Source organism: Streptococcus lutetiensis (assembly GCF_900475675.1).
Classification (GTDB): Bacteria; Bacillota; Bacilli; order Lactobacillales; family Streptococcaceae; genus Streptococcus; species Streptococcus lutetiensis.
Genome location: NZ_LS483403.1, coordinates 1,445,880 through 1,471,547 on the forward strand (window position 1 = coordinate 1,445,880; position 25,668 = coordinate 1,471,547).

At 37.5% G+C, this 25,668-nt stretch carries 29 protein-coding genes; all 29 read right to left on the minus strand.

Features of this window, described 5'->3' with window-relative positions; genetic code table 11:
- Positions 1–204: 204 nt before the first annotated feature.
- Positions 205–897 carry a methionine ABC transporter permease gene (locus DQN23_RS07270; protein ID WP_020917373.1) on the minus strand — a complete coding sequence of 231 codons (693 nt, stop codon included), beginning with the start codon at positions 895–897 and terminating at the stop codon, positions 205–207.
- Positions 898–1,962 (minus strand): methionine ABC transporter ATP-binding protein, encoded by a 1,065-nt coding sequence (locus DQN23_RS07275; protein ID WP_058814203.1) that lies wholly within the window; start codon positions 1,960–1,962, stop codon positions 898–900.
- A gap of 171 nt (positions 1,963–2,133) precedes the next feature.
- The gene (locus DQN23_RS07280; RefSeq protein ID WP_020917376.1) at positions 2,134–3,012 is read right to left on the minus strand and encodes a MetQ/NlpA family ABC transporter substrate-binding protein; all 879 of its coding nucleotides are present in this window, start codon (positions 3,010–3,012) and stop codon (positions 2,134–2,136) included.
- Between the two features lie 107 nt (positions 3,013–3,119).
- Positions 3,120–3,959 carry an amino acid ABC transporter substrate-binding protein gene (locus tag DQN23_RS07285; protein WP_020917377.1) on the minus strand — a complete coding sequence of 280 codons (840 nt, stop codon included), beginning with the start codon at positions 3,957–3,959 and terminating at the stop codon, positions 3,120–3,122.
- Between the two features lie 105 nt (positions 3,960–4,064).
- Complete coding sequence (locus DQN23_RS07290) at positions 4,065–5,210, minus strand: amidohydrolase (protein WP_020917378.1); 1,146 nt, start codon at positions 5,208–5,210, stop codon at positions 4,065–4,067.
- Between the two features lie 14 nt (positions 5,211–5,224).
- The gene (locus tag DQN23_RS07295; protein WP_020917379.1) at positions 5,225–5,911 is read right to left on the minus strand and encodes a gamma-glutamyl-gamma-aminobutyrate hydrolase family protein; all 687 of its coding nucleotides are present in this window, start codon (positions 5,909–5,911) and stop codon (positions 5,225–5,227) included.
- 152 nt (positions 5,912–6,063) lie between these two features.
- Positions 6,064–6,780, minus strand: coding sequence for a YebC/PmpR family DNA-binding transcriptional regulator (locus tag DQN23_RS07300; RefSeq protein WP_111712979.1), 717 nt, complete (start codon positions 6,778–6,780; stop codon positions 6,064–6,066).
- Between the two features lie 217 nt (positions 6,781–6,997).
- The gene (locus DQN23_RS07305; protein ID WP_058814207.1) at positions 6,998–8,092 is read right to left on the minus strand and encodes a nucleotidyltransferase; all 1,095 of its coding nucleotides are present in this window, start codon (positions 8,090–8,092) and stop codon (positions 6,998–7,000) included.
- A 20-nt stretch (positions 8,093–8,112) separates the two neighbouring features.
- A complete protein-coding gene (locus tag DQN23_RS09360; protein ID WP_233422871.1) occupies positions 8,113–8,433 on the minus strand; it encodes a hypothetical protein in 321 nt (106 codons plus the stop codon).
- Positions 8,434–8,985: 552 nt separating this feature from the next.
- A complete protein-coding gene (locus tag DQN23_RS09365; protein ID WP_233422872.1) occupies positions 8,986–9,342 on the minus strand; it encodes an ATP-binding protein in 357 nt (118 codons plus the stop codon).
- Positions 9,330–10,067, minus strand: a complete 738-nt coding sequence (locus DQN23_RS07315) for a class I SAM-dependent DNA methyltransferase (protein ID WP_014335228.1) — start codon at positions 10,065–10,067, stop codon at positions 9,330–9,332. The genes DQN23_RS09365 and DQN23_RS07315 overlap by 13 nt, the downstream gene beginning before the upstream one ends.
- 55 nt (positions 10,068–10,122) lie before the next feature.
- A complete protein-coding gene (rsfS, locus tag DQN23_RS07320; RefSeq protein ID WP_014335229.1) occupies positions 10,123–10,476 on the minus strand; it encodes a ribosome silencing factor in 354 nt (117 codons plus the stop codon).
- The gene (locus tag DQN23_RS07325; RefSeq protein WP_111712980.1) at positions 10,477–10,989 is read right to left on the minus strand and encodes a cysteine hydrolase family protein; all 513 of its coding nucleotides are present in this window, start codon (positions 10,987–10,989) and stop codon (positions 10,477–10,479) included.
- Positions 10,986–11,585 carry a bis(5'-nucleosyl)-tetraphosphatase (symmetrical) YqeK gene (yqeK, locus tag DQN23_RS07330; RefSeq protein ID WP_014335231.1) on the minus strand — a complete coding sequence of 200 codons (600 nt, stop codon included), beginning with the start codon at positions 11,583–11,585 and terminating at the stop codon, positions 10,986–10,988. Before yqeK ends, DQN23_RS07325 begins: the two co-directional genes overlap by 4 nt.
- The gene (locus tag DQN23_RS07335; protein WP_020917383.1) at positions 11,575–12,213 is read right to left on the minus strand and encodes a nicotinate-nucleotide adenylyltransferase; all 639 of its coding nucleotides are present in this window, start codon (positions 12,211–12,213) and stop codon (positions 11,575–11,577) included. Before DQN23_RS07335 ends, yqeK begins: the two co-directional genes overlap by 11 nt.
- Positions 12,214–12,279: 66 nt before the next feature.
- A complete protein-coding gene (gene yhbY, locus DQN23_RS07340; protein ID WP_043895106.1) occupies positions 12,280–12,594 on the minus strand; it encodes a ribosome assembly RNA-binding protein YhbY in 315 nt (104 codons plus the stop codon).
- Between the two features lie 114 nt (positions 12,595–12,708).
- Positions 12,709–13,827, minus strand: coding sequence for a ribosome biogenesis GTPase YqeH (gene yqeH, locus DQN23_RS07345; RefSeq protein WP_058814210.1), 1,119 nt, complete (start codon positions 13,825–13,827; stop codon positions 12,709–12,711).
- Positions 13,827–14,354: a YqeG family HAD IIIA-type phosphatase gene (locus DQN23_RS07350; protein WP_043895107.1), complete on the minus strand. Its 528-nt coding sequence runs from the start codon at positions 14,352–14,354 to the stop codon at positions 13,827–13,829. The genes yqeH and DQN23_RS07350 overlap by 1 nt, the downstream gene beginning before the upstream one ends.
- A gap of 142 nt (positions 14,355–14,496) precedes the next feature.
- Complete coding sequence (locus DQN23_RS07355) at positions 14,497–15,213, minus strand: hypothetical protein (protein WP_233422873.1); 717 nt, start codon at positions 15,211–15,213, stop codon at positions 14,497–14,499.
- A 120-nt stretch (positions 15,214–15,333) separates the two neighbouring features.
- On the minus strand, positions 15,334–16,728 hold the full coding sequence (locus DQN23_RS07360; protein WP_111712981.1) for a DHA2 family efflux MFS transporter permease subunit: 1,395 nt from the start codon (positions 16,726–16,728) through the stop codon (positions 15,334–15,336).
- A gap of 9 nt (positions 16,729–16,737) precedes the next feature.
- Positions 16,738–17,154, minus strand: coding sequence for a MarR family winged helix-turn-helix transcriptional regulator (locus tag DQN23_RS07365; RefSeq protein ID WP_020917389.1), 417 nt, complete (start codon positions 17,152–17,154; stop codon positions 16,738–16,740).
- A 135-nt stretch (positions 17,155–17,289) separates the two neighbouring features.
- Entirely contained in the window at positions 17,290–18,198 is a 909-nt protein-coding gene (locus DQN23_RS07370) for a DMT family transporter (RefSeq protein WP_058832800.1), read from the minus strand.
- A 171-nt stretch (positions 18,199–18,369) separates the two neighbouring features.
- Positions 18,370–19,281, minus strand: a complete 912-nt coding sequence (locus DQN23_RS07375) for a DMT family transporter (RefSeq protein ID WP_111712983.1) — start codon at positions 19,279–19,281, stop codon at positions 18,370–18,372.
- A 219-nt stretch (positions 19,282–19,500) separates the two neighbouring features.
- The gene (gatB, locus tag DQN23_RS07380) at positions 19,501–20,943 is read right to left on the minus strand and encodes an Asp-tRNA(Asn)/Glu-tRNA(Gln) amidotransferase subunit GatB (protein ID WP_020917392.1); all 1,443 of its coding nucleotides are present in this window, start codon (positions 20,941–20,943) and stop codon (positions 19,501–19,503) included.
- A complete protein-coding gene (gatA, locus tag DQN23_RS07385) occupies positions 20,943–22,409 on the minus strand; it encodes an Asp-tRNA(Asn)/Glu-tRNA(Gln) amidotransferase subunit GatA (RefSeq protein WP_058814212.1) in 1,467 nt (488 codons plus the stop codon). The genes gatB and gatA overlap by 1 nt, the downstream gene beginning before the upstream one ends.
- Positions 22,409–22,711 carry an Asp-tRNA(Asn)/Glu-tRNA(Gln) amidotransferase subunit GatC gene (gene gatC / locus DQN23_RS07390; RefSeq protein WP_006532958.1) on the minus strand — a complete coding sequence of 101 codons (303 nt, stop codon included), beginning with the start codon at positions 22,709–22,711 and terminating at the stop codon, positions 22,409–22,411. The genes gatA and gatC overlap by 1 nt, the downstream gene beginning before the upstream one ends.
- Positions 22,712–22,888: 177 nt before the next feature.
- On the minus strand, positions 22,889–23,437 hold the full coding sequence (locus DQN23_RS07395; RefSeq protein ID WP_020917395.1) for a cysteine hydrolase family protein: 549 nt from the start codon (positions 23,435–23,437) through the stop codon (positions 22,889–22,891).
- Positions 23,437–24,222 carry a GTP-sensing pleiotropic transcriptional regulator CodY gene (codY, locus tag DQN23_RS07400; protein ID WP_006532961.1) on the minus strand — a complete coding sequence of 262 codons (786 nt, stop codon included), beginning with the start codon at positions 24,220–24,222 and terminating at the stop codon, positions 23,437–23,439. Before codY ends, DQN23_RS07395 begins: the two co-directional genes overlap by 1 nt.
- Before the next feature lie 207 nt (positions 24,223–24,429).
- Positions 24,430–25,644, minus strand: a complete 1,215-nt coding sequence (locus tag DQN23_RS07405) for a pyridoxal phosphate-dependent aminotransferase (protein WP_020917396.1) — start codon at positions 25,642–25,644, stop codon at positions 24,430–24,432.
- Positions 25,645–25,668: the final 24 nt, after the last annotated feature.

A 25,668-nucleotide genomic window follows, 5' to 3' on the forward strand; every position in this document is an offset into this window, starting at 1 on the left:
TGGTCGTGTGGTTAATTCAGTCTTACAACCACACATTAACAAAATTCAGGAAACTTTCCAAGCATCCCTAAAAGCCGTTAACTTGGTTAGCCTAAATGAGGATATGGACCAACAATTAGAAAAACTAGATTTCAAAAACCTCCCTGAAAAACCTTAAAAAGTTAATCTAAAAAGAGACTCACAAATGTGAGCCTCTTTTTAGATTTATTTATGACTAAGTTTTTTGGTTAAGAAATCACCGACAAATTGGATAATAAAGACAAGAACTAAGATACATAGTGTCGCGATAATTGTGACATCCGCTGCTGAACGGTTGTATCCATAGTAAATAGCAATATAACCAAGACCACCAGCACCGATGGCACCAGCCATCGCTGTTTCACCAATAAGTGAGATAAGAGTCACTGTTGAGACACGAATCAATTCTGGCAAACCTTCGCTAAGGTAAATCTTGATGATATCCCAAAGTGTCGCACCAGAAGCTTGTGCTGCTTCGATAACTCCCTTGTCCATTTCAGAAAAGACTACTTGAACTTGGCGAGCATAAAAGGCAAATGTCGCCGCAGATAATGGAATCAAAGCCGCTGTTTTACCAAGGTTAGTTCCAACAAGAGCGTAAGTGAAACCTTTTAAAATCGCAAGCAAGATAATAAATGGAATGGCACGCACAATTGACGTGAAAATATCCAAAACTTTAAAACCAAAACGATTGCTCAAAACGCCATTTGGTCCTGTTAGAACCAAAAATAAGCCCATAACAAGTCCTAAAAGACCACCAATAACAAAAGACCAACCTGTCATGTAAATAGTCGCTGAAAAGGCATCTGACCAAGAATTTGTCCCTTCCCAGCCAATGCGGTAAACATCAGGCATATTTGTAGAAATCCATTCAATCATTTAGGCACCTCGTTTCAATACTGTTAATTCAATTCCAGCAGCAACAATAGCTTCTTGCGCACCCGCAAGTGCAAAGGCTTCACCAGATAAGACAACAATCATCTCACCAACTGGTGTATCATCCAAGATTTCAATATTTCCGTAAAGAATATTAGCTGTAACTTCGAATTGTTTGTAGATTTGGTTAAGAATTGGTTCATCAGTTGATGTTCCAGCGTACTTCAATTGAACAAGCAAATCATCTTTTGGCAGATTTTGTACAATAGCTTGTTTTTCAATTTTAACCAAGGCATCTTCAATACCAGTTGCTGTTTTAATAAATTCTTGTGTTAATGGTTCTTTAGGATTTGAGAAGATGTCTAGAACTGATCCTTCTTCAATCAAGCGACCATTTTGCATGACAGCGACACGGTGGCAGATGTCTTTTACAATTTGCATTTCGTGAGTAATCATAACCACTGTCAAACCAAGTTTTTGGTTCAATTCTTGCAATAGCGCCAAAATTTGTTTGGTTGTTTTTGGGTCAAGAGCTGATGTTGATTCATCAGAAATCAAAATTTCTGGGTCATTAGCAAGCGCACGCGCAATCGCCACACGTTGTTTTTGACCCCCTGATAATTGTGATGGATAGTTTTCAGCTCGATCGGCTAAGCCTACCAATTCCAACAACTCAGCAACTTTTTGATCTTTTTCTTCTTTGCTTAATTTTGAATGACGAAGAGCAAATGCCACATTTTGGCGCGCTGTTTTTTGTGCCATCAAATTAAAGTGTTGGAAAATCATCCCAATTTTTTGACGTTTTTGACGAAGGGCAACTCCTTTTAATTGAACTTTTCCATCTGAAAATGTCACATCATCACCAATTGTGATTTTTCCTGCTGTTGGGGCTTGTAACAAATTAATCGTACGTACCAAAGTTGATTTTCCGGCACCAGAATACCCAACAATTCCATAAATATCGCCTTTATTAATCACAATTGAAACGTCTTTTACCGCTTCAATCACACGTTTTTTCTGGCGAAAAGTAATATCGATATGCTCTAAATTAATAATCGGTTTTATCATAACCCTTACTCAACTCCTCAAGATTTACTCACTTATTGTCTTATCAATTCTATCATTTTAAAACAATTTTCAAAACTTTCCAACATCATATTCTACCATATTCTGTTGTTTTTTAAAAATAGAGAATGGCGTGTTTCACACACGCCAGCTCTAAATCTTCAATAAAATTCTTTAGTCTTCAGAAGAAACTTTTGTACCCTTCCATGCTGGGATATCAACGTTATTTGAAGCATCTTGGATGACTTTACCAACTTCGTCAGTTTGGTAAACTGAAATCAAAGTCTTGATAGCTTTAGCTTTATCAGATTTCTTCCAATCTTTTTGAGCAGCAATGACGTTAACCCATTGGTCTGAGTTTTTATCAACTGCTTCTTTGTAAAGTGTTGTTTTGTAATCAACTTTTGCTGCTTGAGCGTAAGAGTTGTTAACGATAGCGGCATCTACTGATGACAATGTAGAAGCTGTTTGTGCCGCATCAACTTCTTTGATGTCCAAATCTTTAGGATTTGATGAAATGTTTTTGATTGTTGCTAATTCATCACCATTAACATCCAATTTAATCAAACCTGCTGATTGAAGAAGGTAGAGGGCACGACTTTCGTTTGAAGCATCATTTGGAACTGAGATAGTTGCTTTGTTAGGAATGTCTTTAACATCAGTGTATTTAGCTTTACCATTTTCTGTACCTGAGAAGATACGGATTGGACTAAGATATGTGTCAGCTACTTCTACCAAAGTTCCTTTATTTTCAGAATTCCAGTTGTTCAAGAAATATTTGTGTTGGAAGGCATTGACATCAACTTCACCATTTTGAAGTGCTTCGTTTGGTTGGTTATAATCAGTGAATTCAACCAATTCGATTTCCACGCCTTTGTCTTTAGCCAATTCTTTGACTTTATCCCAAACTGGTTCAGTTGCATCATCCAAAGTCATGATACCAACTTTAAGTTTTGAATCATTTGAAGCTGATTTTGAACCACCACACGCTGCCAATAAAAGTGTTGAGACAAGAGCTACACTAGCCAATCCAAGTAATTTTTTTAATTTCATATCTATTTCCTCTCTCCTTTAACTCGTGATTTCATTCTAACCTAATTAGTTATAGGTTTCAAATTGTTAAAATCAAGGGTTAGTTATAGTTTTAAACTATAACTAAATTATTTTTCTGATGGAACCGTCAAGTCTTTCGCGCTTGGAACATAATCTCCACCGAGATATTTTTGTGCCAAATCCGACAAAGTACCATCTTTTTGCAAGACTTTCAAACGTTTATTAACAAAGCTTTGCAAATCTTTTTGATCTTGTCCAAGAATGAAATAAATGAATGGTTGTTCATCAGATTTCAACTCGATAGTTTTCAAATTATTCAATTTTTGATTTTTAATAATGGTATTTACCGTAGGAGCATCAAAAATCTTGAAATCAAACTTATCGTCATTCAGATTTGTCAAAACTTGAGTAATATTTTCGTTAGTGTAGTTGAGGTCAACAGGTTTGCTGCTATTTTCAGCATTAAATTTTTCAAGCTGTGCTGCTGTTGTTGTTCCTTGAACCACTTGCGTTGAATGTCCTGCAATGTCATCGTATGAAGCAATATCTGAGTCTTTTGGCACTACCAAAACTGATGGTGTTGACCCGATTGGATAAGAATAAAGGTATTTTGCTGAACGTTCTTTGGTATAACTGATATTGTTGCCGCCAAGCTGATATTTCCCAGAATCAAGTCCTGTGAAAATAGATGACCACTCTGTCTTCTTGAAAGTCACTTTGTACTTATCAGAATCTTTGAAGACAGCTTTCGCCACCTCGATATCATAACCAGTTAGTTTACCGGATTCTTCGTAAGAGAAAGGTGCTGTTGTTCCAACTGTCGCAAAAGTCAGCTCTTTCTTATCAGATGATGCATCTGATGATGGCTTTGATGAGCAAGCTGCAAGAAGCATTGCTGAGACGAGAGCTAGTCCTGTTATTCCTAGCATTTTTTTCATAATCGTCATATCGTTTCCTACCTTCTTTAAGAGTTGCTTACATCTTAACATCCAAGCGACTTCTTAACAAATACTTAAATTCTATCACCGCGATAAAGAAATCTTATCACCCTGCTAGTCTTTTCCCTTTGCAAAATAATCTAGCAAATAAAGAGCATTCTCCACAAAATAATTAACAGCCGTTGGTAATGCCTCATCTTTAACCGTAAAAGTATCATGATGAAGGTCAGCAGCATCCTCATCGCCGTTACTTCCAATCAAGGCAAAAACCCCTGGAATTTTCTCCTGATAAGCTGCAAAATCCTCACCAATTGTCAAAGGTTCAACCGTTACAACTTCAGCAAATGTTTTTGAATGCTCAAAAATAAGAGGTGTCAAAACCTCATCATTAAAGGTCACTGTCGGTGTTTTTCCCCATTCAATCGTAACATTGGCATTGAATTGGTCAGCAGTATTTTCCACAATCTTAGTAAAAGATTTTCTCAAATGCTGGCGCGTTTCTGGTGAGAATGAGCGCATTGTCCCTTCAAAATAACCTGATTCAGGCATGATATTCCAAGCACTCCCTACATCAATGTGAGTCACAGACAAAACAGCAGACTCAAATGGAGAAACTGTACGACTGATAATGGCTTGCAAATTATTGACAATGGTCGTAATAGCTAAGACCGCATCTGTCCCAAAATCAGGACGCGCCGCATGCCCACTTACCCCACTAATTGTCACTTTGAACTTATCCACCGCTGCCATGATAGCCTTTGAGCGCAGCCCAATTTGCCCAAGCTTAAGGTGGGGATAATTATGATAACCAATAATAGCTGACACGTCTTTTAGCCCACCTGCTTCAATCACCTGATAAGCGCCTACAGATACTTCTTCTGCTGGCTGAAAAATCAAACGAATCGTGCCCTTTAATTGCGCCTCTTTTTCCTTTAGAAGCTCTGCAGCACCAAGAAGGCTAGTTTGGTGGAAATCATGTCCACAAGCGTGCATAGCGCCGTTTTGGCTGGCATAATCAAAGGCATTCTTCTCTTTGATAGGAAGAGCATCAATATCCGCACGAAGAGCAATAACAGGCTCTCCTTGACCAATCTCCGCAATAAATCCCGTCGGCAAATCCGTCTCAAGAATGTGGATGCCTAACTTTGAAATATATTCCTTCAAAAAAGCAGTCGTCTCAAATTCATTCTCCGAGATTTCTGGATGTGCATGAATTCTACGTCGAACCGCGGCTAATTTAGCATAAAAATCTGATATCATTTTGACTTCATCCCCTACAAACTATTGACCACATAAGAGAAAATCTTCTGGCTTTCTACTTTTTCTAACAGTAATTCTGGATGCCATTGGAAACCTAAAATGGGCGTTCCATCCTTACTTTCATAAGCTTCAATTGTGCCGTCACGTGGGTCACGCGCTGTTGCAACCAAACTTGGTGCCAACTCTTTCACACTTTGTTGGTGGAAAGAATTAACCCAAGTACCATTAGCAACTAGCTTACTAACGCGGCTGTTAGGCAAAATTTCTACTTCTTGTGATGTCCCTGAAAACTCTTTTTGCCAGTGGTGTTCAACCTTTTGGTTCAAGGTTCCACCCAAAGCAACGTTAAGCAACTGCATACCACGGCAAACTGCAAAAATTGGTTTCTTTTGCTTCAAAGCCTCTTTAATCAAAGCTAGCTCAAATTTATCACGTTCCAAGCTATAATCATCACTGTCAATTGATTTTCTTTCACCATAAAATTCAGGAGTTACGTTTTGACCGCCTGATAGGATTAATTTATCAATCATGTCGATGTAATCTTTAGCCAAGTCTGGACTAGCAACAGGAATAACAATCGGAAGTCCCCCAGCTTCCTTGACCCCGTCAGATAAACTTCTTGATACCACATCATATGGCAAACCAGAGCGTGCTGGAAGTTCTTTGATATTTCCCGAAATGCCAACGACAACTTTCTCCATAGGAAGACCTCACTTTCAGTATAATTAAGCTATATTGTAAAACAAATGCGATTTGATTGCCAATAGTTATTTTTTATCAAGGAGATAGGTTGAAACTATAACAAAAAGCACCCAGCCTTTCGGCTGAGCACTTCTTTCACTATAATATCAGATTAGAAATCAGATACGTTGTGGTAAACTTTTTGAACATCTTCGTCATCTTCAAGAGTGTCAACAAGTTTTTCAAATGTTTCAAAGTCTTCACCTTCAAGAGTTACTTCTGATTGAGGAATCATTTCAAGTTCAGTAACTTTGAATTCTTCGATGCCATTAGCACGCAAAGCTTCGATACCTTTGTGAAGGTCAGTTGGAGCTGTGTAGACAGTTACTACACCATCTTCTGCTTCAACATCTTCAACATCAACATCAGCTTCTAGCAATTGTTCAAAAATGCTGTCTGCATCGTCACCGTCAAAGACAATAACACCTTTTTTGTCGAACATGTAAGAAACTGAACCAGATGCTCCCATGTTACCACCGTTTTTACCAAATGCAGTACGCAAGTTAGCAGCAGTACGGTTAACGTTACTTGTCAAAGTATCAACGATAATCATTGAACCGTTTGGTCCAAATCCTTCGTAACGACCTTCAACGAAAGTTTCGTCTGTATTACCTTTTGCTTTATCGATAGCACGGTCGATAACGTGTTTTGGTACTTGCGCTTGTTTTGCACGTTCAAGTACAAATTTCAAAGCTGAGTTTGATTCTGGATCTGGTTCACCTTTTTTAGCAGCAACATAGATTTCAACACCAAATTTAGCGTAAACTTTTGAGTTAGCACCATCTTTGGCAGTTTTTTTGGCAACAATATTGGCCCACTTACGTCCCATGGGTAGTCTCCTTTGTAAAGATTTTTATTTATTTTAGCATGATTAAGTGATTTGACCGATAAAATAGCCGAATCATTGAACTACTGAATTAGCAAAGCTAAATTCGTAATCCTTTTTATTATAGCACTTTGACAGGGCTGTGTAAAATGTTCCTAAAAATAAAAAGCGAAAACTGAGCTCAACAAAAGCCCAGTTTCAAGTCTGTTTATGTAAGCGCTCATTTAATGATTCTAATCGGCACTTTTCCCCAAGTTTGTTCTTGAAGGTGTGGATTGCCAAGCTGATAGACTTGGTCGGCTTGCTGGGTCACCGCATCCCACGGTTTGGCACCGATTCGAGCCACGATATCCACAGACTTTTTCACCATTTTCAGGTGTTTCTGCCCTTTTGGCGTAAATCCCAGCACGTGAACAGCTTCTGGTAAGGGCTTTTCCACAGCTCCCACCAAAATATAAGCCAAAATACGGCGCACACGCGCCTTTGTGTAGCGTTTCGTGGCAACTTTATCCACTAACTCGTCCACAGTCGCTACGCTCCTAATAGCAGAGCGAATACGGCTGGCTAGTTCTTCATTAACTTGAAAAATCCCCGTTAAATCAGCATTTGTCAGGATTTGATATTTGAGCAATTGGAAATAATTCTCCCAAGTCACTTGAGGGGCGCCTAGGAAAAGGTCAGCTTGCGGCATAAATTTATCCACAAAATCTTTGTCTTGTCTGTGGATACGCAAATTTGTCGCGGAAGCAAAAGCCACATCGGTGTCTAGCGAGTGATAACCTGCTCCCTGACGCTTAATAGGGCTAAGCTGAATCGCCTTTCCAGCGCAAGCTTTGGCATACGATAGCCCTAAAATGTGGTTTGGCGTATCACCTGTGAAGTTGACACCAGCAAAGGTCTCCCACATTTTCTGCGTTTTCTGTGGATAAGACAGATTATCTGGCAAACTTTGCAAGTAATCCACCATTTTCTGTTGATTATCCCCATAAATCTGTGAAAAGTGTTGATAATCCAGATTTTCTTCCGTGCCAAATGCCAACTTATCCACAGCTAAACGCTCTAAAATATCCACCGCACCTTGTGCAAAGTAATCCGCTGACTGAACAGCTACCAAAAATGGCAATTCAACCACCAAATCAGCGCCATTTCGCAGCGCCATTTCCGCGCGTGTCCACTTATCCACAATCGCAGGCTCACCACGTTGGACAAAGTTTCCCGATATGGCAATAATCTTGACCCCCTCAGCCTGCGACAGCAAATACTTATGCCCATTATGAAAAGGATTAAATTCAGCAATAATACCAGTAACAGTCATGGAGTGCTCCTAAATTTATACTAATAATCTATTCTTCTATATTCACTTAACATTTTTTGAAGTATACATATGTCCTCACATTCCTGCTTAAATGCACCATAAGTATAGCCATTTCCTAATTTTGGAACTGTAGGAACAATACTTTGAATTTCACTAGAGTAACATTTTCTGCTTTCTTCCCAATTCCTTTTAATAAATCGCTTAAAATTTAATCTTTCTTCTTTTGAGTTAAATACCAAAATACTTTCAAAAAAATTATTTCTAGAGATTCTTGCATCATCAGTATATTTTTTACAATACAAGAATTCATTAAGCTTAAAAATTAATGAATCTTTTTCCATGTATTTAAACGTAATATCCCATCCTCTATTAGCATTGAAAGTTATACCATCAGTTTCTGGACATGGAGTAGCATATCTTCAACCATCTAAAGATAAACCTACAAAATCTGCTAGTAAAGTTTGATGATAATATAATTGTATTTTTAAATAACTAGGAGTAGAATCTGATTGAAAAAAGTGATAATATTCATAACCATGTCGACTTTCATCAAAATCATAAATTAATCTATATTCTGGGAAAAATTTATAATACATTTCCATAATATAATCTGAAGTATTTATCCAATTCTTTGTATCTTTTAAATAAATTTCAAATTTTTCAATTGGTGTTTGAAGAAGACCTAATCTTTTTTTCCATAAATATTCAACCTTATCTATGTCTGCAGACTTATCTTTTGGAGTATTACTATCTTGGATTCTTGTATAAATGTGATTTGCTTTTAAATTTTTGAAGTTTTCTTTCAGATAGAATGGTATTTGTCCACTATTATGAATTATTATTACATCTAGAGTAGACGATTCTATAAAAACCTGTTTTACAGTTACAACTGGTTAAATATCTCCTGCAAATTTTTTATCCTTCAAAAAATCAACAATTTTTTGAGTGTTTATCCGATTTTGATCTGCAACCACATCATATAAAGAAAAATTAGCATCATCCACACCGATAATAATATAAGCATCATGATTAGCTAAATTATTTGCCATACATATAATATCATGTAAAAGATCAGCACTTTTACTAGAATCATACCATTGACGTTTAAAATCCCAATATTCTCCTTCTTGATGAAGTTCAATCAAATAACTAATTTCATCTTCTAAATCACTATTTATATTACTATTTTGAGAACATTCCATTTTATACCACTTCTCTTTAAAAATCAGCCATCCCCCTACTTCTGGCACACAAAGAACCAGCGGTTTGATTTTTTGCGTGGCTTTTTGTCCTCAAAGTCGGCGTAGAGTTTGAATGATTTGAAGCCTGCTTGTTCCAAGAGGATATCGTAAGTTAGGACTTCATAAGTGCGTTCTTCATGGACTTCGTCATAGCGTGTGAAGCGTCCATCCTCGTCTTGCAGAAAGAAAGTCAATTCATGCACAACAGAATGTGGTGCCTCATCAGCATAGGTATCCCAAACCATGGCAAATTTTTCTGCATTTTCATGGTAAGAATAACCAGGAAAAACGGTGTCAGTTTGGTAAGTTGAGTGCACGTCAAAGATGAATACTCCGTCCTCATTCAAACAGTCGTAAACTTGTTTAAAGACATCACCAACCTCAACTTCATCAGCCATATAACAGATAGAATCTGAATAACAGGTCACCAAATCGTATTTTCCTGCTTGCGACAAATCGAGCATATTACCTTGTTTGAACTCGATAGCTTCGCTAACTGCTTTTGCACGTTTTCTTGCGATTTCAAGCATATCCTCACTCAAATCAAGCCCTGTCACGTCAAAGCCAGCTTTAGCAAAACGTACTGACTGAATCCCTGTTCCGCAGGCTAATTCCAAGAGCTTTTTCTTATCTGTTGGAAAATGGCGGAGCGAAAAGTCTGTCCACTTGTCATAAAGGCTGTCGTCCATGATGGCATCATAAACAGCAGCAAATTTTTCGTAGTTTTTGTTCATTTTCGTTTCTCTTCAAGTTTCAAAAACCTTGCCAAACGGCAAGGCAAGATTATCCTTAAGCAAGGTATTCTGACACGTCAACCATAGGTGCTTCGTGCCACAATTTTTCAATGTTGTAGTGTTCGCGTTCGTCTTCTGAGAAGATGTGAACAACAACATCGTTAAGGTCAAGAAGTATCCAACCAGTACGGCTATCACCTTCAGCGTGACTAGCATCTCCACCTGCTTCTTTAACTTTTTCACGGATATTTTCAGCAATAGCATCCAATTGACGAGTGTTCATAGCACTCACAACTACAAAATAATCAGTCACACTAGTCAACCCGTAAAGGTCCAAAATGACCATATCTTCTGCACGTTTCTCATCAGCTGCTTTCACAACCAATTCTAGTAATTCTTTTTTATCCATTTAATCCTCTTTTAAAATTTCTTCTAAATCAGCCACTTGGGCAAAACGTCCATTCCAAGTGCTTTCATAATGCTGTATTAATTGTTCTGCTGTAATTTCTCTTTCAGCAAAGGTAGTCGTGCCATTTTTAATAACTGCCAAATCATAGCCAAACTCAAACGCCACCTTAACAGTCGTATCAATGCAATAATTCGTTGCCATGCCAATAATAATCAGCCGCTCAATAGCTTGGCTATCCAGATAAGTCTGTAAATGAGTTTCTTTAAAAGCACTATTATAATGCTTATCAAAAATTTTCTTGTCAACTTCTGGAGCAATAGCTTCGTAAATTTTCCACCCATGACTTCCTGTTAGTAGTTCATCGTCATTGTGGCGGACGTAAATCACCTCAATGTTTTTCTCACGACAAGTGGCGATTGCTTTTTGCCAGACAGACAAGCAGTTATCAACTGCATACGGTTTAGCCTCTATCAAGGCTGTTTGAATATCAATCACTAACAGAGCTGTTTTCATTTGTCATCTTTCATAAACCCAACATACGCATTATAAGTTTCAATGGTTTGTGGGAAGATTGGAAAGGCTTGGTGTGCAAGGTGCTCAACGGTATGAACCGTTTCATAAGCCACTGCCTTATCTAACGATTCTTTGGCAACCACACGCGCTTCTTCCACTAATGGAAAACGGCGACCTGGCTCGATATAATCAGCAACATAGATAATCTTATCAAGTAATGACATGGCTCCAGAGCCAACAGTGTGCGTCTCAATGCTGCGCAAGATTTCCTTATCTGTCACACCCAAGTCTTCTTGAATCTTGTAAATACCAACCATGCCATGCCAGACATTGTTGCCCCATTTTTTGAGTTCTGGGTCAAGATTATACTTATCAATCAAGTCTAAAAATTCTTGGTCTGAAATCTCTTTGGCATAATCGTGGATTAATCCAGCCAGTCCAGCTTTTTCCGTATCATAACCATAACGCTCGGCTAGTTCAATCGCTGATTTTTCCACACCAAGGACGTGTTTAAAACGTTTCTCGCTCATGGCTGATGCAACTTTTTCCAAAAGTTCAGCACGTTCGATTCCCGCTGTGTATGTCTCATAGGTCACGATAAAGACCTTCTTTCTCAATGTAGTCGATAACAGCTGGTGGTGTCAAAAAGTTTGGTCGGCATCCAGTTTCAAAGTGATGACGAATCAAGCTTGATGAAATATCCATCATTGGCACATCTACCCAAATGACAGGATATGATGTTCCTGCCTTGTATTTAGGACGTTGCACACCAACGAATTGAACCATTTTGATCAATTCATCAATCTTATACCATTTTGGAAGGTAATCAACCATATCAGCACCGATAATGAAATAGTAATCCACGTCTGGATTTTCTTCAATTAAAAGTTTCATAGTATCGTAAGTGTAGCTGATACCTTTACGTTCTAATTCGATTGTCTCAATATCCAGACCTTCAACACCCTCAATAGCTAACTCAAGCATTCTCAAGCGGTGTTTTTCATCAATCGTTTCTTTTTTATCAAGATGTGGTGGGGCATATTCGGGCATAAGAAGAACTTTGTCCAAACACAATTGTTGGCGGACTTGGTCAGCAACCACGAGATGAGCATTGTGGACAGGGTTAAAATTTCCGCCTAAAATACCAATTTGCTTACGATTTTTATCTTTTTCTTTTTTCTCCAGTTCCACTTTGGTAAATGGAGTAACTAATTCTAATGCCATATGACTACCTCCGAGCTAGGTATTACCTACCAAGATCATTCAACTACATTGCCCGTTAAAAACAGACTATTTATTCAATTCTTTTACTTTTGGTGAGATTTTACGGTTTTGTTTTTTAGATGATTCTTTGTAAAGAATGATGATACGTCCGATTTTAAGGACAGTATCGCAACCAATCTCATCTTCTAAGATTTCAGCCACTTCATGGATGTCTTCATCAGTATTTTGAAGAAGAGTGACCTTAATTAATTCACGCGCATCCAATGCACTGCGGACGCTTGTTTTAATTTGGTCGTTAAGACCGTTTTTCCCAATTTGTACAATTGGTTTCATTGAGTGTGCTTGTGATTTCAAAAAAGCACGTTGTTTTGATGTTAACATATCTATAACTCTGAGGGCATTCTCAAAAGCAGATGTCACTAGATAGTCATCTGATTGCTAGCCCAAGCTCAAATCAAGTAAAATTGACTTGAACTTCCTTTCTTTTTATTTTCTTTAAATCAATGCTTTACGAAGAAGAACAGCTACACCTTCTGGTGCCCAAGCTGCAATCTTCACCGGATTAGCTTGTGAGGCTTTAATACGAATCCAACCAAGTCCTGAATAAACCACATCCATTTTATCTTTGATGGTAAATTCATGACGGACCAATTTTGGAAACTCAGCCAATTCTTTATCACTTGGTGGTGTCAAAAGACTACCAACGTGTTTGTCGTAAAAGACATCAGCACCAGCTAATTTAGTACGGTGTAATTTCAAATTATTATCAAAATAAGCTGTGAAACCTTGTTTATCTCCTGAGATAAAATCAAATCGACCCAAACCAGCCAAGAACAAAGTTTGTTCTGGATTAAGTTGGTAAGTTTTTGGTTTGATTTCTTTTTTCGGGCTGATGTATTTTAGATTCTTATCGCCAAGGTAGTGCGCCATTTGGTGACGGTGAATGATACCTGGTGTGTCAAAAATGTAAGACCCATCATCAAGTGGAATTTCAATTTTATCAAGCGTTGTTCCAGGGAAACGAGACGTTGTGATAATGTCCTTTTCACCTGTGATTTCTTTGATGATTGCATTGATAAGTGTTGATTTACCAACGTTTGTAACACCAACGACGTAAACATCACGACCTTTGCGCAATTTTTCAATCTTTTCAATCAAGTCTTTGATGGCTTGATGGTTTTGGGCACTTGTCAAGATAACATCAACAGGACGAAGTCCTTCTTCATGTGCACGTTCAGTCAACCATTGAGTGACTTTACCTGTCTTAACAGATTTTGGCAAAATATCTTTTTTATTTCCGACAAGAAGAACATCATTGCCTGATACAAAACGTGACAAACCTGGGATAACTGACCCATTAAAATCAAAGATATCCACAACGTTAACCACAAGAGCATCACTATCCCCAACTTCGTGAAGAAGTTTTAAAAATTCATCATCAGTAATGTGCACATCAGTGATTTCATTGTAGTGACGTAGTCTAAAACATCTTTGACAATACAATTCTCCAGTCTCTAAGCCCTTTTCAAGAGCAGCTTTCGGTGTGTATCCTGCTTGTTCTTTATCTTCTGTTTGAATTTTGGCTCCGCAGCCAATACATACTAATTCTTCCATTAAATTCCTTTTTGATATTGGATTTTTCCGTATTTTTCTTCAAGTTTAGCCCAAACACGACGTTCACGCCAGCGATTAATTCTAGTATTCCAAGCATCAGATTTAACCAAAGGTTTTACCAAAACAGACTGAATATCAGCACGGTGAGCCGCACGAATATCTGTCATCAATTGGTCACCAACCATGATAACTTCATCACGGTCAAATCCATAACGCTTGATGGCTTTATTAATACCACGTGTGAAAGGTTTCATTGAACGGCTAACAAAGTCCACACCAAAGCGTGATACCGCACGATCCACACGCGAATGGCTGTTATTTGATACGACAACCACCGAAATATCCGCCATAGTCATTTCATCCAACCACGCACGAACTTCTGGTGTGCCATCTGGGTTATTCCATGCAATCAAAGTATTATCCAAATCTACTAAAACGGCATGAATCCCATGTCGCAACAAATCATCTGCTCTTAAATCATAAACTGCCTCAACCACAAAGGTCGGCCTATAATCGTCTATACTCAAATTACTCTCCAAAAAAATATATTTTACTATTTATTTTAACATATTTGCCAAAATATGGCGAATTGAAAACCATTCCCACATAAGGAAATTTAATAAAAAAAGAACCCAAGGAAAGTTTTCCTCAAGCTCTTTTAAAATTTTCTTATTCTTTAGGGTCAATATTTTCAAATTTTAAATCTGAAACATTGATTTTAACACTGATTTTATCGTCAGATTTGAGATTAAGTAATTTTTCTAAATCTTGACTAGCGTATTTTGCTACTTTCTTTTGATATTTTTCCTGTGCCATAACATTGTTACTTGTTTTATAAATAGCATTTTGGCTTTTTTCATCTAAAAATTCCATTGCTTTTTTATTCGAAGTAACAACATCAACTGTTTTATCAACAATTCCAGATGAAGAAGACAAAATTTCAAGGCCACCCTCTTTTTGTGAATCAACTTTTACAGTTAAAGGATTTTTGAAAGTTAAGACATTGTCCTTGATTTCAATATCATTTTGTGAAATATCAGTTAACTCCAACTTGAATTCTGTTTTTACAGGAATTTTCACTTCCAGTTTACGACTAACAATCAAATCAGCAATTGTCTTTGTCCAATCTGGCCAATCTTTTGTTGTATTTGAATTAAAACTTTGAGTTTGCGTAGTCTCTGCTGCTGCCTCAGCCACAAGTAATTCATGTCTCTTTGAAAAACGTTTAACAACAAATTCGTATTTATCCTCTGTATCACCGTCAAAGATTTTTTTAAACCAATTGTTACCTTTCAAATAAAAAACAACAGTAGCAATAACAACAAGAATCACTACGATCCTAGCAATTTCTTTTCCTAAAGCTTTTCCGATACTTTTCATAATCATTTTCCTCCATTTTTAACAAATTTCATTATAAATATCGCAATAAAGCTTGTCAATGACTTTCTCAAAATCTGTCAAAAAAAGAGGTGAGACGAACCCGCTCAACCTCATATTTGATAACATCTAAGCTTCTTTTTCTTTACCATCAACAACTCTAAATAAGATAATCAATTCAATAACAGCTAAGACAAGCAAAATGATAAAGGCATTTCGTGACCCTCTAGCCGTTGCTTCTGAATAGCTGATACTTGTGTTTGATTGACTGAGCGCAACAACCAAAGATGCAACGGTCGTTCCAACTGCACCAGCAAATTGTTGCAAAGTATTAAAGATAGCATTGGCATCTGCTCGTTTGTCTGAAGTTACTTGTTTTTGACCATTTGTCATAATATTACCAAAGGCAATTCCAGTACCTGCCATTGATAGAATATAGATAACAGTTAACCAAGTATTCGGTAAATGCAAGGCCAAAATACTAAAGAGACAAAGAGCAAAGGCAAGTAAACTAACCCCAAAAATAATTGGCTTTTTAGCACCTAAACGGTCTAAAATTCTGCCGCTAAATGGTGCAAAGCAGGCACCAATAATTGCTCCTGGAAAGACTAAAAGACCTGCGACAGTTGAACTTGAATGATTTACTAGCTGAATGTAATTCGGGATAATAAAGGACATTCCTAGATTGACAATTTGAAACAGGAAGAAAGCAATGACATGTCCAGCAAATTTACCATTTTTAAGAATAGATAAGTTAACAATTGGCTGTTCTAGATGTGAAGAACGTTTTACCAAGACAAGAAGACCAGCAATTCCAACTACCAATCCTCCTAAAACAGGCACACTAAAGAAATCATATTCAGCCAAATTATTAATTCCTAAAATCAACCCAACAAATAAGCAAAGAATAGCTATAACGCTAATTAAATCCAAACTTTCACGCGCCACTTTATTTTTTTGTTCAATAGATGTTACCCCTAAAATTAAAGAGATTAACAAAAGCGGGGTAAGCAAGACAAAGACAAAACGCCATCCAAAATGCGATGAAACAAATCCACCAAATGTTGGACCAATCGCTGGTGCAACTGCAGTAATCAAAGTGCCAACACCCATCATCGTACCGATTTTACTCATTGGAACTTGATCCAAAATAATATTAAACATCAAAGGAAGCGCAATTCCGACTCCAATCCCTTGGATGACACGTCCAACCAAAAGTAAAGCAAAACTTGGCGCAATAGCATCGATTAGAACACCCAAAATAAACAACAAGTTGGCTGCTAAAAAGACTGATTTTGTCTTAAATGAACGTTTTAAGTAAGCTGACAAAGGTACTACTGACGCCACTACCAAAAGGTAGATTGTCGTCATCCATTGAACCGTTGATGTGTTAATATTAAATTCTTTCATCAAAGTCGGAAAGGTAATATTCATGGCAGTCTCAACTACGACACCGCAAAATGACAACATTCCTGCACCAACAATAGCCCTAATAACTTTTGCTGAAATTTTTTCTTCCGACATATTTCCCCCTTATTTTTCTTTGATATAATAGTGCAAAATTTTTTCAAAAATAGCGATTTCTTCTTCTGTAAACTGATTTTCTAGCTCAGCATTTTTACTCACAAAATAATCTTGGCAAGCATCAACTAAAGCCAATGCTTTTTCAGTTAAATGTACCGACTTTTTCCTAGCATCTTTTTTGGAAGATTGGCGATAAATTAACCCCTTTTTCTCCATTCGTTGCAAAAGTACTGTCGTTGTTGAACGTTGAATATTAAACTCTTTTTCAATATCTTGTTGAAAATATTCTTCTTTCCAATCATGGCTCAAAAAATCAATAATCGACATTTGTGTTCCCGTTAAGTCATAAGGTTTAGCAAACTTATCAAACTCACGGCTTAACTGATTACTTGCTATTTTAACCATGCGCCCAATATTTTTTTCCATCGCAATCCTCCTTTATTTTTGTTAGCTACCTAACATTTAGCGAGCTAGCAATATATATTATAAAAACATCACTAATCATTGTCAAGATTGAAAACAAAAAAACACGGCAAATAACTATCGCCATGTTTTTAAGTATTATCGTAATCGTCTGCGTAATGCTATTAAATCTCTTAGTGAGATGAGAAGCACAGCAACGATAATCAGTAACATTCCAAGAAAATCCATTGGGTAAAAGATATCCTGCATCAGGATAACTGTGAACACAACAGATGAAATCGGCTCAACTGCCGCCATCAAACTTCCTTTGACAGAACCAATAATTGCTATTCCCATAAAGAATAAACTGTAGTTAAGAATTGTCCCGATACCAATGATACCAAAGAGTCCAATCAAGTTTCCTTGATTTAAAACAAGTGGGTATTGCCAAGCCTGAGTTGTAAAAAATGAAATTGTCCCACCCATGAGCATCCCAAGTCCAATGACTGGGAAACTACCATATTCACGGACATATTTTGCTGGCAAAACAACACAAAAAGCTGCTGTGACAGCAGAAAGTAGACCAAAGACAAGTCCTTTAGGAGTAATCGCTAAACCATCTAGACGACCGTGTGTCACAATGATAAAAGTTCCTAGTACAGCAAAGAAAATGGCTAAAAACTCATTGATTTCTGGAATTCGTCTTTCTTTTAATGCGACAAAAAACAAAACAACAATCGGTGACATGTATTGTAAAACCGTCGCTGTTCCTGCATTGGTATAATCAATTGCCACTAAGTAAGAATACTGGTTCATCAAAAAACCGAGAACTGCAAAAAGCAAAATTCCTACAAGCGCTCCTTTTGAACGCAAGACTTTCACCAAGTTCTCTCTATATTTTGTAGCAGCAATGGCTGTCAACACAGTTCCAGATATCAGCAAACGCATGCTAATTAACTGACTAACATTCATTCCACGAGACATCAAAAATTGCCCACAGACCCCAGAAAGTCCCCAAGCAATCCCTGCGATGAATACCATGATGCTTCCTTTAAGATTTTTATTCATGTTATTAATCACCTTCTCCAATAATGTGCGAGTACCAGTATAACACATTTACCAAAAAGACGTCATGACTCTAACACCATATTTTTATAAAATAATCTTTCTAAAAATTCTTTATTACACGAATACTAAAAAAGTTATGACTGCACCTAAGCAACCATAACTTCTAAATCATTATTGATGTATTTGTTTATTCACCACAATCAAATCACGTAGCGAAATCAAAATAACTGCTGCAATAATGAAAATCATTCCAAGAAAATCCATCGGGTAAAAAATTTCATGCATAACTGTTACTGAGAAAAAGACAGATGAAACTGGCTCGATGGCTGCAAGTAGACTTCCCTTGACTGCACCGACAATAGCTATTCCTTTTAAAAATAAGCTATAAGCAAAAACTGTCCCGACAATGATGATGCCAAACAATCCTAGCAAATTTCCTGGATTTAGTACTAAAGTGTATTGCCATGGTTTTACCAAAATTGGAAAAGCAACGCCACCCATAATCATGCCAAGACCAATCACCGTAAAGCTACCATACTCACGAATTAATTTCGCCGGCAAAATAATATAAAACGAATAGGTTACCGCAGAAAATAATCCCCAAGCAAAACCTACTGGCGTGATAGCTAAGCCATCTAGACGTCCGTGTGTTGCAATAATATATGTCCCCAAAATTGCTAAGATAATCGCCAGAACTTCACTTCCTCGTGGTAGTTGCTTTTTCCTAATCGAAACATACCCCAAAACAAGAATCGGTGCCATATACTGTATAACCGTTGCTGTTCCAGCATTGGTACTTTCGATTGCTCTTAGATAAGCGTACTGATTTAGCACAAGCCCAATCAAAGAAAATAGGGCAATACCACCAAGCACTTTTAATGACGTCACAGCCTTCAAAAACGTCTCACACTGATTGAGTGCTGCAATAGTCGTCATTATCACACCAGCAGTAATTAAACGCACGCAAGACAATAAATCGACATTCATTCCATGAGCCATCAAATATTGCCCAGAAACCCCAGAAATCCCCCAGAATATCCCTGCAACAAGAACCATAATAGTCCCCTTAAACATCTTATTCATCTTAACTCCATCTACCTTACCAAATAAAATTCAGCTCCAAGTATAACACATTTAGCAGCTAGAAAACACACCCATTCTCACACTTTTTGTAAAGTAATCTTTCTAAAAATTCTATCAGTTTTGTGCATTATAAAAAAACAGCACTTGCTGAGCTTTTGACCAACATCTGACCATTTACTAACTAAAAAAATCACCCCGAAGGATGATTTCTTAGTTATCTTAGTCTTCTTTTAATTTTGCCAACTCTTGGGCCAACAATGTAAGAGCAACTTGTGGGTTTGCTTTACCTTTTGTGGCTTTCATCAAGAATCCAGTGAAGGCTTTATCAGCATTACGTTTACCTGACTTGAAGTCAGCAACGGCAGCTTCATTGTCCTCAAAGATTTGATGGATAATTGGAATAAGCACTGCAGGATCAGAAATTTGAACCAAACCAGCTTTTTCAACGTATTCACGCGCAGAACCACCATTTTTAGCCAAGTGAACAAATACCTTCTTGGCAATTTTTGATGAAATGGTACCATCAGCGATGATAGCAAGCATTTCAACAAGGTTTTCTGGTGTTAACAAGATTTCAGAAAGTGTTTTGTTTTCACTGTTAAGGAATTGAGCCACTTCACCTTGCAACCAGTTAGAAACGTGTTTGGCATCACCACCAAGAGCTACTGCACTTTCAAAGAAATCAGAAGTTGCTTTTGTTGCAGTCAATTGGGCAGCATCATAAGCTGTCAAACCAAATTCATTAATGTATTTAGCACGACGTTCTTTTGGAAACTCTGGAAGAGTTTGACGCATTTCTTCAATCCATTCATCAGACACTTCATAAAGTGGTAAGTCTGGTTCTGGGAAGTAGCGGTAATCTGATGCACCTTCTTTGACACGCATCAAGATTGTTTCACCAGTTGATTCATCGTAACGACGAGTTTCTTGTTGAATTTGACCACCTGAGCGAAGTACTTGCGCTTGACGTTTTTGCTCGTAGATAAGTCCTTTACGTACATTGCTAAATGAGTTCAAGTTTTTCAACTCAGCTTTTGTACCAAATTCTTCTTGACCATAAGGACGAAGAGAAATGTTGGCATCCACACGCATAGAACCTTCTTCCATCTTAACATCAGAAATACCAGTGTATTGGATAACTTCTTTAAGAGCAGTTAGGTAAGCGTAAGCTTCTTCTGGTGAACGCATATCAGCTTCAGATACGATTTCGATAAGTGGCACACCTTGACGGTTAAGATCAACATATGAGTAACCATCAGTACCGTGAGTGTTTTTACCAGCATCTTCTTCCAAGTGGGCACGTTCGATACGGATTTTCTTAGCTGAACCATCTTCAAGTTCAATTTCAATCCAACCATTGTATCCAATTGGTTCATCAAATTGTGAAATTTGGTAAGCTTTTGGATTATCAGGATAGAAATAGTTTTTACGGTCAAAGTGCATGTTTTGGTGAATGTCCATGTTAAGGGCTAGTGCTGCTTTAATACCAGCATCAATAACACCTTTATTCATAACAGGAAGAACACCTGGGAAAGACCAGTCGATAACGTTTGTATTGGTATTTTGGTCGTTACCAAAATGTGTTGATGTCGGTGAAAAAATCTTTGAATTAGTATTTAACTCAACGTGGACTTCAAGTCCGATGACTGTTTCAAAGTTCATTATTTGTCACCTCCAAAAATAACGGGTTGTTGTTTATGATAATCAGTTGTTGCTTCAAAAGCAGCGGCTGCTTGATAGATTGTTTCTTCACTGTATTTAGGACCAATCAATTGCATACCAACCGGAAGACCTTGAGCAAATCCAGCAGGAATTGAAATACCTGGAAGACCAGCCAAGTTAACAGGAATTGTCAAAATATCAGCCAAATACATAGAAACAGGATCGTGGTTAAGAGTATCTAAACCAAAGGCTACGCTTGGAGCTGTTGGACCTAAGATAAGATCGTAGTCAGCAAAGATTTTTTCGAAGTCACGAATAATCAATGTACGAACTTGACCAGCTTTTTTGAAGTAAGCATCATAGTAACCTGATGACAAGCTAAATGTACCAAGCATGATACGACGTTTCACTTCATCGCCAAATCCTTCACTACGAGTGTTCACGTAGATGTCTTCAAGGTTGTTGTAATTTTCAGTGCGGTAACCATAACGAATACCATCGAAACGTTGCAAGTTTGAAGAAGCTTCTGATGATGCGATGATATAGTAAACGGCTACGCCGTATTTACTGTGTGGAAGACTAACTTCTTCAACAGTAGCACCAAGTTTTTCAAAGTGTTTAACAGCGTTTAGAATTGTTTCTTTAACTTCCGGGTCAATACCTTCACCAAGATATTCTTTTGGAAGGGCAATCTTCATACCTTTAATATCTTGACCGATTTTACCAGTAAAATCAGGAACTTCACGGTTAGATGACGTCGCATCTTTAGCATCATGACCAGTAATAACGTTCAACAATTGCGCATTTTCTTTAACAGTTTGGGCAAATGGACCAATTTGGTCAAGTGAGCTACCAAATGCAATCAAACCAAAACGTGAAACACGTCCGTAAGTTGGTTTCAAACCAACAACACCATTGAAGGCTGCAGGTTGGCGAATAGAACCACCAGTATCTGAACCAAGTGATAAACGAACTTGACCTGACGCTACTGCAGTTGCAGAACCACCAGATGATCCACCAGGAACTTTAGTTTGGTCCCAAGCATTTTTAGTTTTCTTGAAGTATGATGTTTCAGTTGAACCACCCATGGCAAATTCGTCCATGTTTGTTTTACCGATAACCACCATATCTTTGCCGTAAAGTTTTTCAACAGCAGTCGCATCAAAAATTGGTTCGTAGTTATAAAGCATTTTAGATGCTGCAGTTGTCAAGATACCACGTGTTGAAATGTTATCTTTAACAGCTAAAGGAATACCTGACATCACATTATCAGCGTCGATACCTTTTTCATCGATAGCTTTTGCTTGTGCAAGCGCAGCTTCTTCAGAAACAGTGATGAATGAATCAACAGCTGCTTCACGTTCTTTAATATCTTCAAGTGTTGCTTTTGTTAATTCAACTGCTGAGATTTCTTTATTGACAAGAAGATTGTGCAACTCATCAATTGATTTTGTATTAAATGACATTATGCATCTCCTCCGTCTTCTAAGATAGCAGGAACTTTAATATAGTAATTTTCAGATTGAGGCACGTTTTTAAAGAGCTCATCGCGATCGTCACCAGCTACTGCCACGTCTTCGCGCATAACAGTCTTACGATCTGCCATTGTCGTTGTCACAGGGACACCCTCTGTATCAACTTCGTTCAAAAGTTCTACCATATCGACAATCTTAGACAAAGTTGTCGCAAATTCTGTTGTTTCTTCTTCAGAAAATGACAATTTTGACAGATTTGCTACATGACGTACTTCTTCTTCAGAAATTTTCATCTCTATCTCTCCTTGATTAAATTAAATCGTAAACCAAATTTACAACATAGTCCCTAAAATTATACCACATTTTACTTTTCTTTAACATGTAAAAGAAAGGGAGAAAGCTCTTTCCAGAGAATTTTTCACACTTTTCTTCTAAAGCAAAAAAAGAAGTGGTTATCCACTTCTTTCAACTTAAATAATCTTTGCACCTAAAACATTTTTGAAATGATTTAAAGCAAATTGATGATTTTCTTGTGTTAAGCTTGCTACTGCCGCAGCAGGAATCTCAATATCATACCCAAGATTATAAGCATCGATAGCTGTGTGTAAAACACAAATATCCGTTAGAACACCTGTCAGACCAACCGTTGTGACACGACGTTCACGTAGTCGAATATCTAAATCAGTCCCTGAAAAAGCAGAATAATGACGCTTATCCATCCAAAAGACACGTTGATCTGACTGGATTGTTTCATACAAGTCGGCTAGTTTACCATACAAATCACGTCCACTTGTTCCCTTGATATTATGCGGTGGGAACAATTTTGCTTCTGGATGAAAATCATCACCTTCATCATGAGCATCAATGGCAAAGAAGATATAGTCTCCAGCTTCATACGCTTCTTTAGTTACTCGGACAATATCATCTTCAATAGCTTGCGCTGGTTTTCCAGCAGTCAATTTACCATCGTCAGCTACAAAATCGTAGGTATAATCAATTGAAATAAGAGCTTTTGCCATTAATTATATTCCTTTAATTTGTCAAAGATACCTTCATTGATGACTTTAAGGTATGTACCTTTCATACCCAATGAACGGCTTTCGATGATACCTGCTGATTCCAATTTACGAAGGGCATTAACGATAACTGAACGTGTGATACCGATACGGTCAGCGATAACTGATGCAGTCAAGCGACCTTCAGTCCCGTCCAATTCACCCAAAATAGCAGATACAGCTTTCATTTCTGAATATGAAAGTGTGTTGATAGCCATGTTAACGGCTGTTTGTTTACGGATTGTTTCTTCAAGATTTTCAGTTTGAAGATTAAGCAATTGAATACCAACTACTGTAGAGGCGATTTCAACAAGGATTAAATCGTCTTCTGAAAATTCTTCATCGTTACGCCAAATGATAAGAGAACCAAGGCGCATACCACCACCATAGATTGGGGCGATTGTTGTCAATCCATCAGGATAGATATCTTTTGATTCAACTGGGAAAATTGTCAAATCATTATCTACAGACAAGTTAGCTTCAGTATCGTAAACACGACTAGCTGCTTTTACGTAACTTTCTGGGAATTGTTTTGCTTGAAAGAATTCCTCAACACGGTCAGTATTAGTTTTGTATTTCATTGCATAACCAAGAAGGGTTCCTCCCCCGTTGATAATGCAAGAGTTACAATCAATAATGTCAGCAAGTTGAGCAGCCATTGTGTTATATGGCAATTCAGTATCTAGGCTATCAACAGAGCGTTGCAAAATTGATGTAATCTTACGTGTTTTTTCTAATAAATTCGGCATTTTCTACTTCCTTTGCGTTATTTGCGTTACAATTATATCAAAGGAACCCTTATTTTGCAAACAATTATCAGAAAATTTCTGTATCTTCTGACATTTTTATAAGCGAATACTTTTTAACCTGAATTTAATTAATAAAATTCATTAGAACGTTCGCTTTTAAAGCCTTATCAAGCTAAAAAAAGTGATATCATTCTAATGAATTAATCCTTAACGTTTGTACTGACTAAGAACGCGTGTTAGCTTCTCTTGAACCTCAGCTAATTCTTCAACACGTGGCAAATAGACAATTCGGAAGTGGTCAGGTTCATTCCAGTTGAAACCTTTACCTGGAACCAACATGACTTTTTCTTGTTTTAGCAGTTCTAAACAGAACTGTTCATCGTCATCAATTTGATACATATTACGGTCGATTTTAGGGAAAATGTAAAGTCCTGCTTCCGGTTTCACTGCAGACAAACCAGGCACTTCATTTACTGCCTTATAGATGAAGTTACGTTGTTCATAAATACGACCACCAGGAATCAAAAGTTCATCGACTGATTGATAACCACCTAGAGAAGTCTGAACAACATTTTGTCCTAAGACGTTTGCGCAAAGACGCATATTGGCTAACATATTAAGCCCTTCAATGTATCCTTTAACATTTTGTTTTGGACCTGATAGGACCATCCATCCAACACGGAAACCACAGATTCGGTGTGATTTTGATAAACCATTCATTGACACACAGAAAACATCAGGTGCTAAGCTAGCAATGGCAGTATGTTTTTTGCCATCCATAACCAAACGGTCATAGATTTCATCTGCAAAAATGATCAAGTCATTTTGACGAGCAATTTCCACGATTTCTTTCAAAAGGTCATCGGGATACAAAGCACCTGTTGGGTTATTTGGATTAATGATAACAATAGCTTTGGTATTTGATGTGATTTTGGATTTGATGTCATCAATATCAGGATACCAATTAGCTTGTTCATCACAAAGGTAATGCACGGCATTTCCCCCAGCAAGGCTGACACAAGCTGTCCACAATGGGTAATCAGGCATTGGCACCAAGACTTCATCACCATCATCAAGAAGGGCTTGAAGTGATATTGAGATAAGCTCAGAGACACCATTTCCTAGATAAATATCATCGATATCCACATGTGGAAATCCTTTTAACTGACAGTATTGCATGATAGCTTTACGAGCAGAAAAAATCCCTTTACTATCAGAATACCCTTCACTATTACGAGCGTGAGCAATCAAGTCACGGATAACCTCATCTGGCGCTTGAAAACCAAAGGCAGCTGGGTTTCCGGTATTAAGGCGAAGAATTTTCTCACCGTTAGCAATCATACGATTGGCTTCATCAAGAATTGGCCCACGAATATCGTATGCAACATGTTCTAGCTTTGAAGATTTATCAAATATTTTCATAGATTTTACCTCATTTCAAACATT

Excerpts from the sequence above, each read along its gene's own strand:
- DQN23_RS07315 (WP_014335228.1), bottom strand. The coding sequence starts at position 10,067 with ATGAACAAAAACTACGAAAAATTTGCTGCTGTTTATGATGCCATCATG.
- yhbY (WP_043895106.1), bottom strand. The coding sequence starts at position 12,594 with ATGTTAACATCAAAACAACGTGCTTTTTTGAAATCACAAGCACACTCA.
- DQN23_RS07290 (WP_020917378.1), bottom strand. The coding sequence starts at position 5,210 with ATGATATCAGATTTTTATGCTAAATTAGCCGCGGTTCGACGTAGAATT.
- yqeH (WP_058814210.1), bottom strand. The coding sequence starts at position 13,827 with ATGGAAGAATTAGTATGTATTGGCTGCGGAGCCAAAATTCAAACAGAA.
- DQN23_RS07355 (WP_233422873.1), bottom strand. The coding sequence starts at position 15,213 with ATGATTATGAAAAGTATCGGAAAAGCTTTAGGAAAAGAAATTGCTAGG.
- DQN23_RS07275 (WP_058814203.1), bottom strand. The coding sequence starts at position 1,962 with ATGATAAAACCGATTATTAATTTAGAGCATATCGATATTACTTTTCGC.
- gatB (WP_020917392.1), bottom strand. The coding sequence starts at position 20,943 with ATGAACTTTGAAACAGTCATCGGACTTGAAGTCCACGTTGAGTTAAAT.
- DQN23_RS07270 (WP_020917373.1), bottom strand. The coding sequence starts at position 897 with ATGATTGAATGGATTTCTACAAATATGCCTGATGTTTACCGCATTGGC.
- DQN23_RS09360 (WP_233422871.1), bottom strand. The coding sequence starts at position 8,433 with ATGGAAAAAGATTCATTAATTTTTAAGCTTAATGAATTCTTGTATTGT.
- DQN23_RS07405 (WP_020917396.1), bottom strand. The coding sequence starts at position 25,644 with ATGAAAATATTTGATAAATCTTCAAAGCTAGAACATGTTGCATACGAT.
- DQN23_RS07295 (WP_020917379.1), bottom strand. The coding sequence starts at position 5,911 with ATGGAGAAAGTTGTCGTTGGCATTTCGGGAAATATCAAAGAACTTCCA.
- DQN23_RS07360 (WP_111712981.1), bottom strand. The coding sequence starts at position 16,728 with ATGTCGGAAGAAAAAATTTCAGCAAAAGTTATTAGGGCTATTGTTGGT.
- gatA (WP_058814212.1), bottom strand. The coding sequence starts at position 22,409 with ATGTCATTTAATACAAAATCAATTGATGAGTTGCACAATCTTCTTGTC.
- DQN23_RS07280 (WP_020917376.1), bottom strand. The coding sequence starts at position 3,012 with ATGAAATTAAAAAAATTACTTGGATTGGCTAGTGTAGCTCTTGTCTCA.
- DQN23_RS07305 (WP_058814207.1), bottom strand. The coding sequence starts at position 8,092 with ATGACTGTTACTGGTATTATTGCTGAATTTAATCCTTTTCATAATGGG.
- DQN23_RS07370 (WP_058832800.1), bottom strand. The coding sequence starts at position 18,198 with ATGAATAAAAATCTTAAAGGAAGCATCATGGTATTCATCGCAGGGATT.
- DQN23_RS07285 (WP_020917377.1), bottom strand. The coding sequence starts at position 3,959 with ATGACGATTATGAAAAAAATGCTAGGAATAACAGGACTAGCTCTCGTC.
- gatC (WP_006532958.1), bottom strand. The coding sequence starts at position 22,711 with ATGAAAATTTCTGAAGAAGAAGTACGTCATGTAGCAAATCTGTCAAAA.
- DQN23_RS07325 (WP_111712980.1), bottom strand. The coding sequence starts at position 10,989 with ATGAAAACAGCTCTGTTAGTGATTGATATTCAAACAGCCTTGATAGAG.
- DQN23_RS07365 (WP_020917389.1), bottom strand. The coding sequence starts at position 17,154 with ATGGAAAAAAATATTGGGCGCATGGTTAAAATAGCAAGTAATCAGTTA.
- DQN23_RS07335 (WP_020917383.1), bottom strand. The coding sequence starts at position 12,213 with ATGGCATTAGAATTAGTTACTCCATTTACCAAAGTGGAACTGGAGAAA.
- codY (WP_006532961.1), bottom strand. The coding sequence starts at position 24,222 with ATGCCGAATTTATTAGAAAAAACACGTAAGATTACATCAATTTTGCAA.
- DQN23_RS07300 (WP_111712979.1), bottom strand. The coding sequence starts at position 6,780 with ATGGGACGTAAGTGGGCCAATATTGTTGCCAAAAAAACTGCCAAAGAT.
- DQN23_RS07375 (WP_111712983.1), bottom strand. The coding sequence starts at position 19,281 with ATGAATAAGATGTTTAAGGGGACTATTATGGTTCTTGTTGCAGGGATA.
- rsfS (WP_014335229.1), bottom strand. The coding sequence starts at position 10,476 with ATGGATAAAAAAGAATTACTAGAATTGGTTGTGAAAGCAGCTGATGAG.
- DQN23_RS07395 (WP_020917395.1), bottom strand. The coding sequence starts at position 23,437 with ATGGCAAAAGCTCTTATTTCAATTGATTATACCTACGATTTTGTAGCT.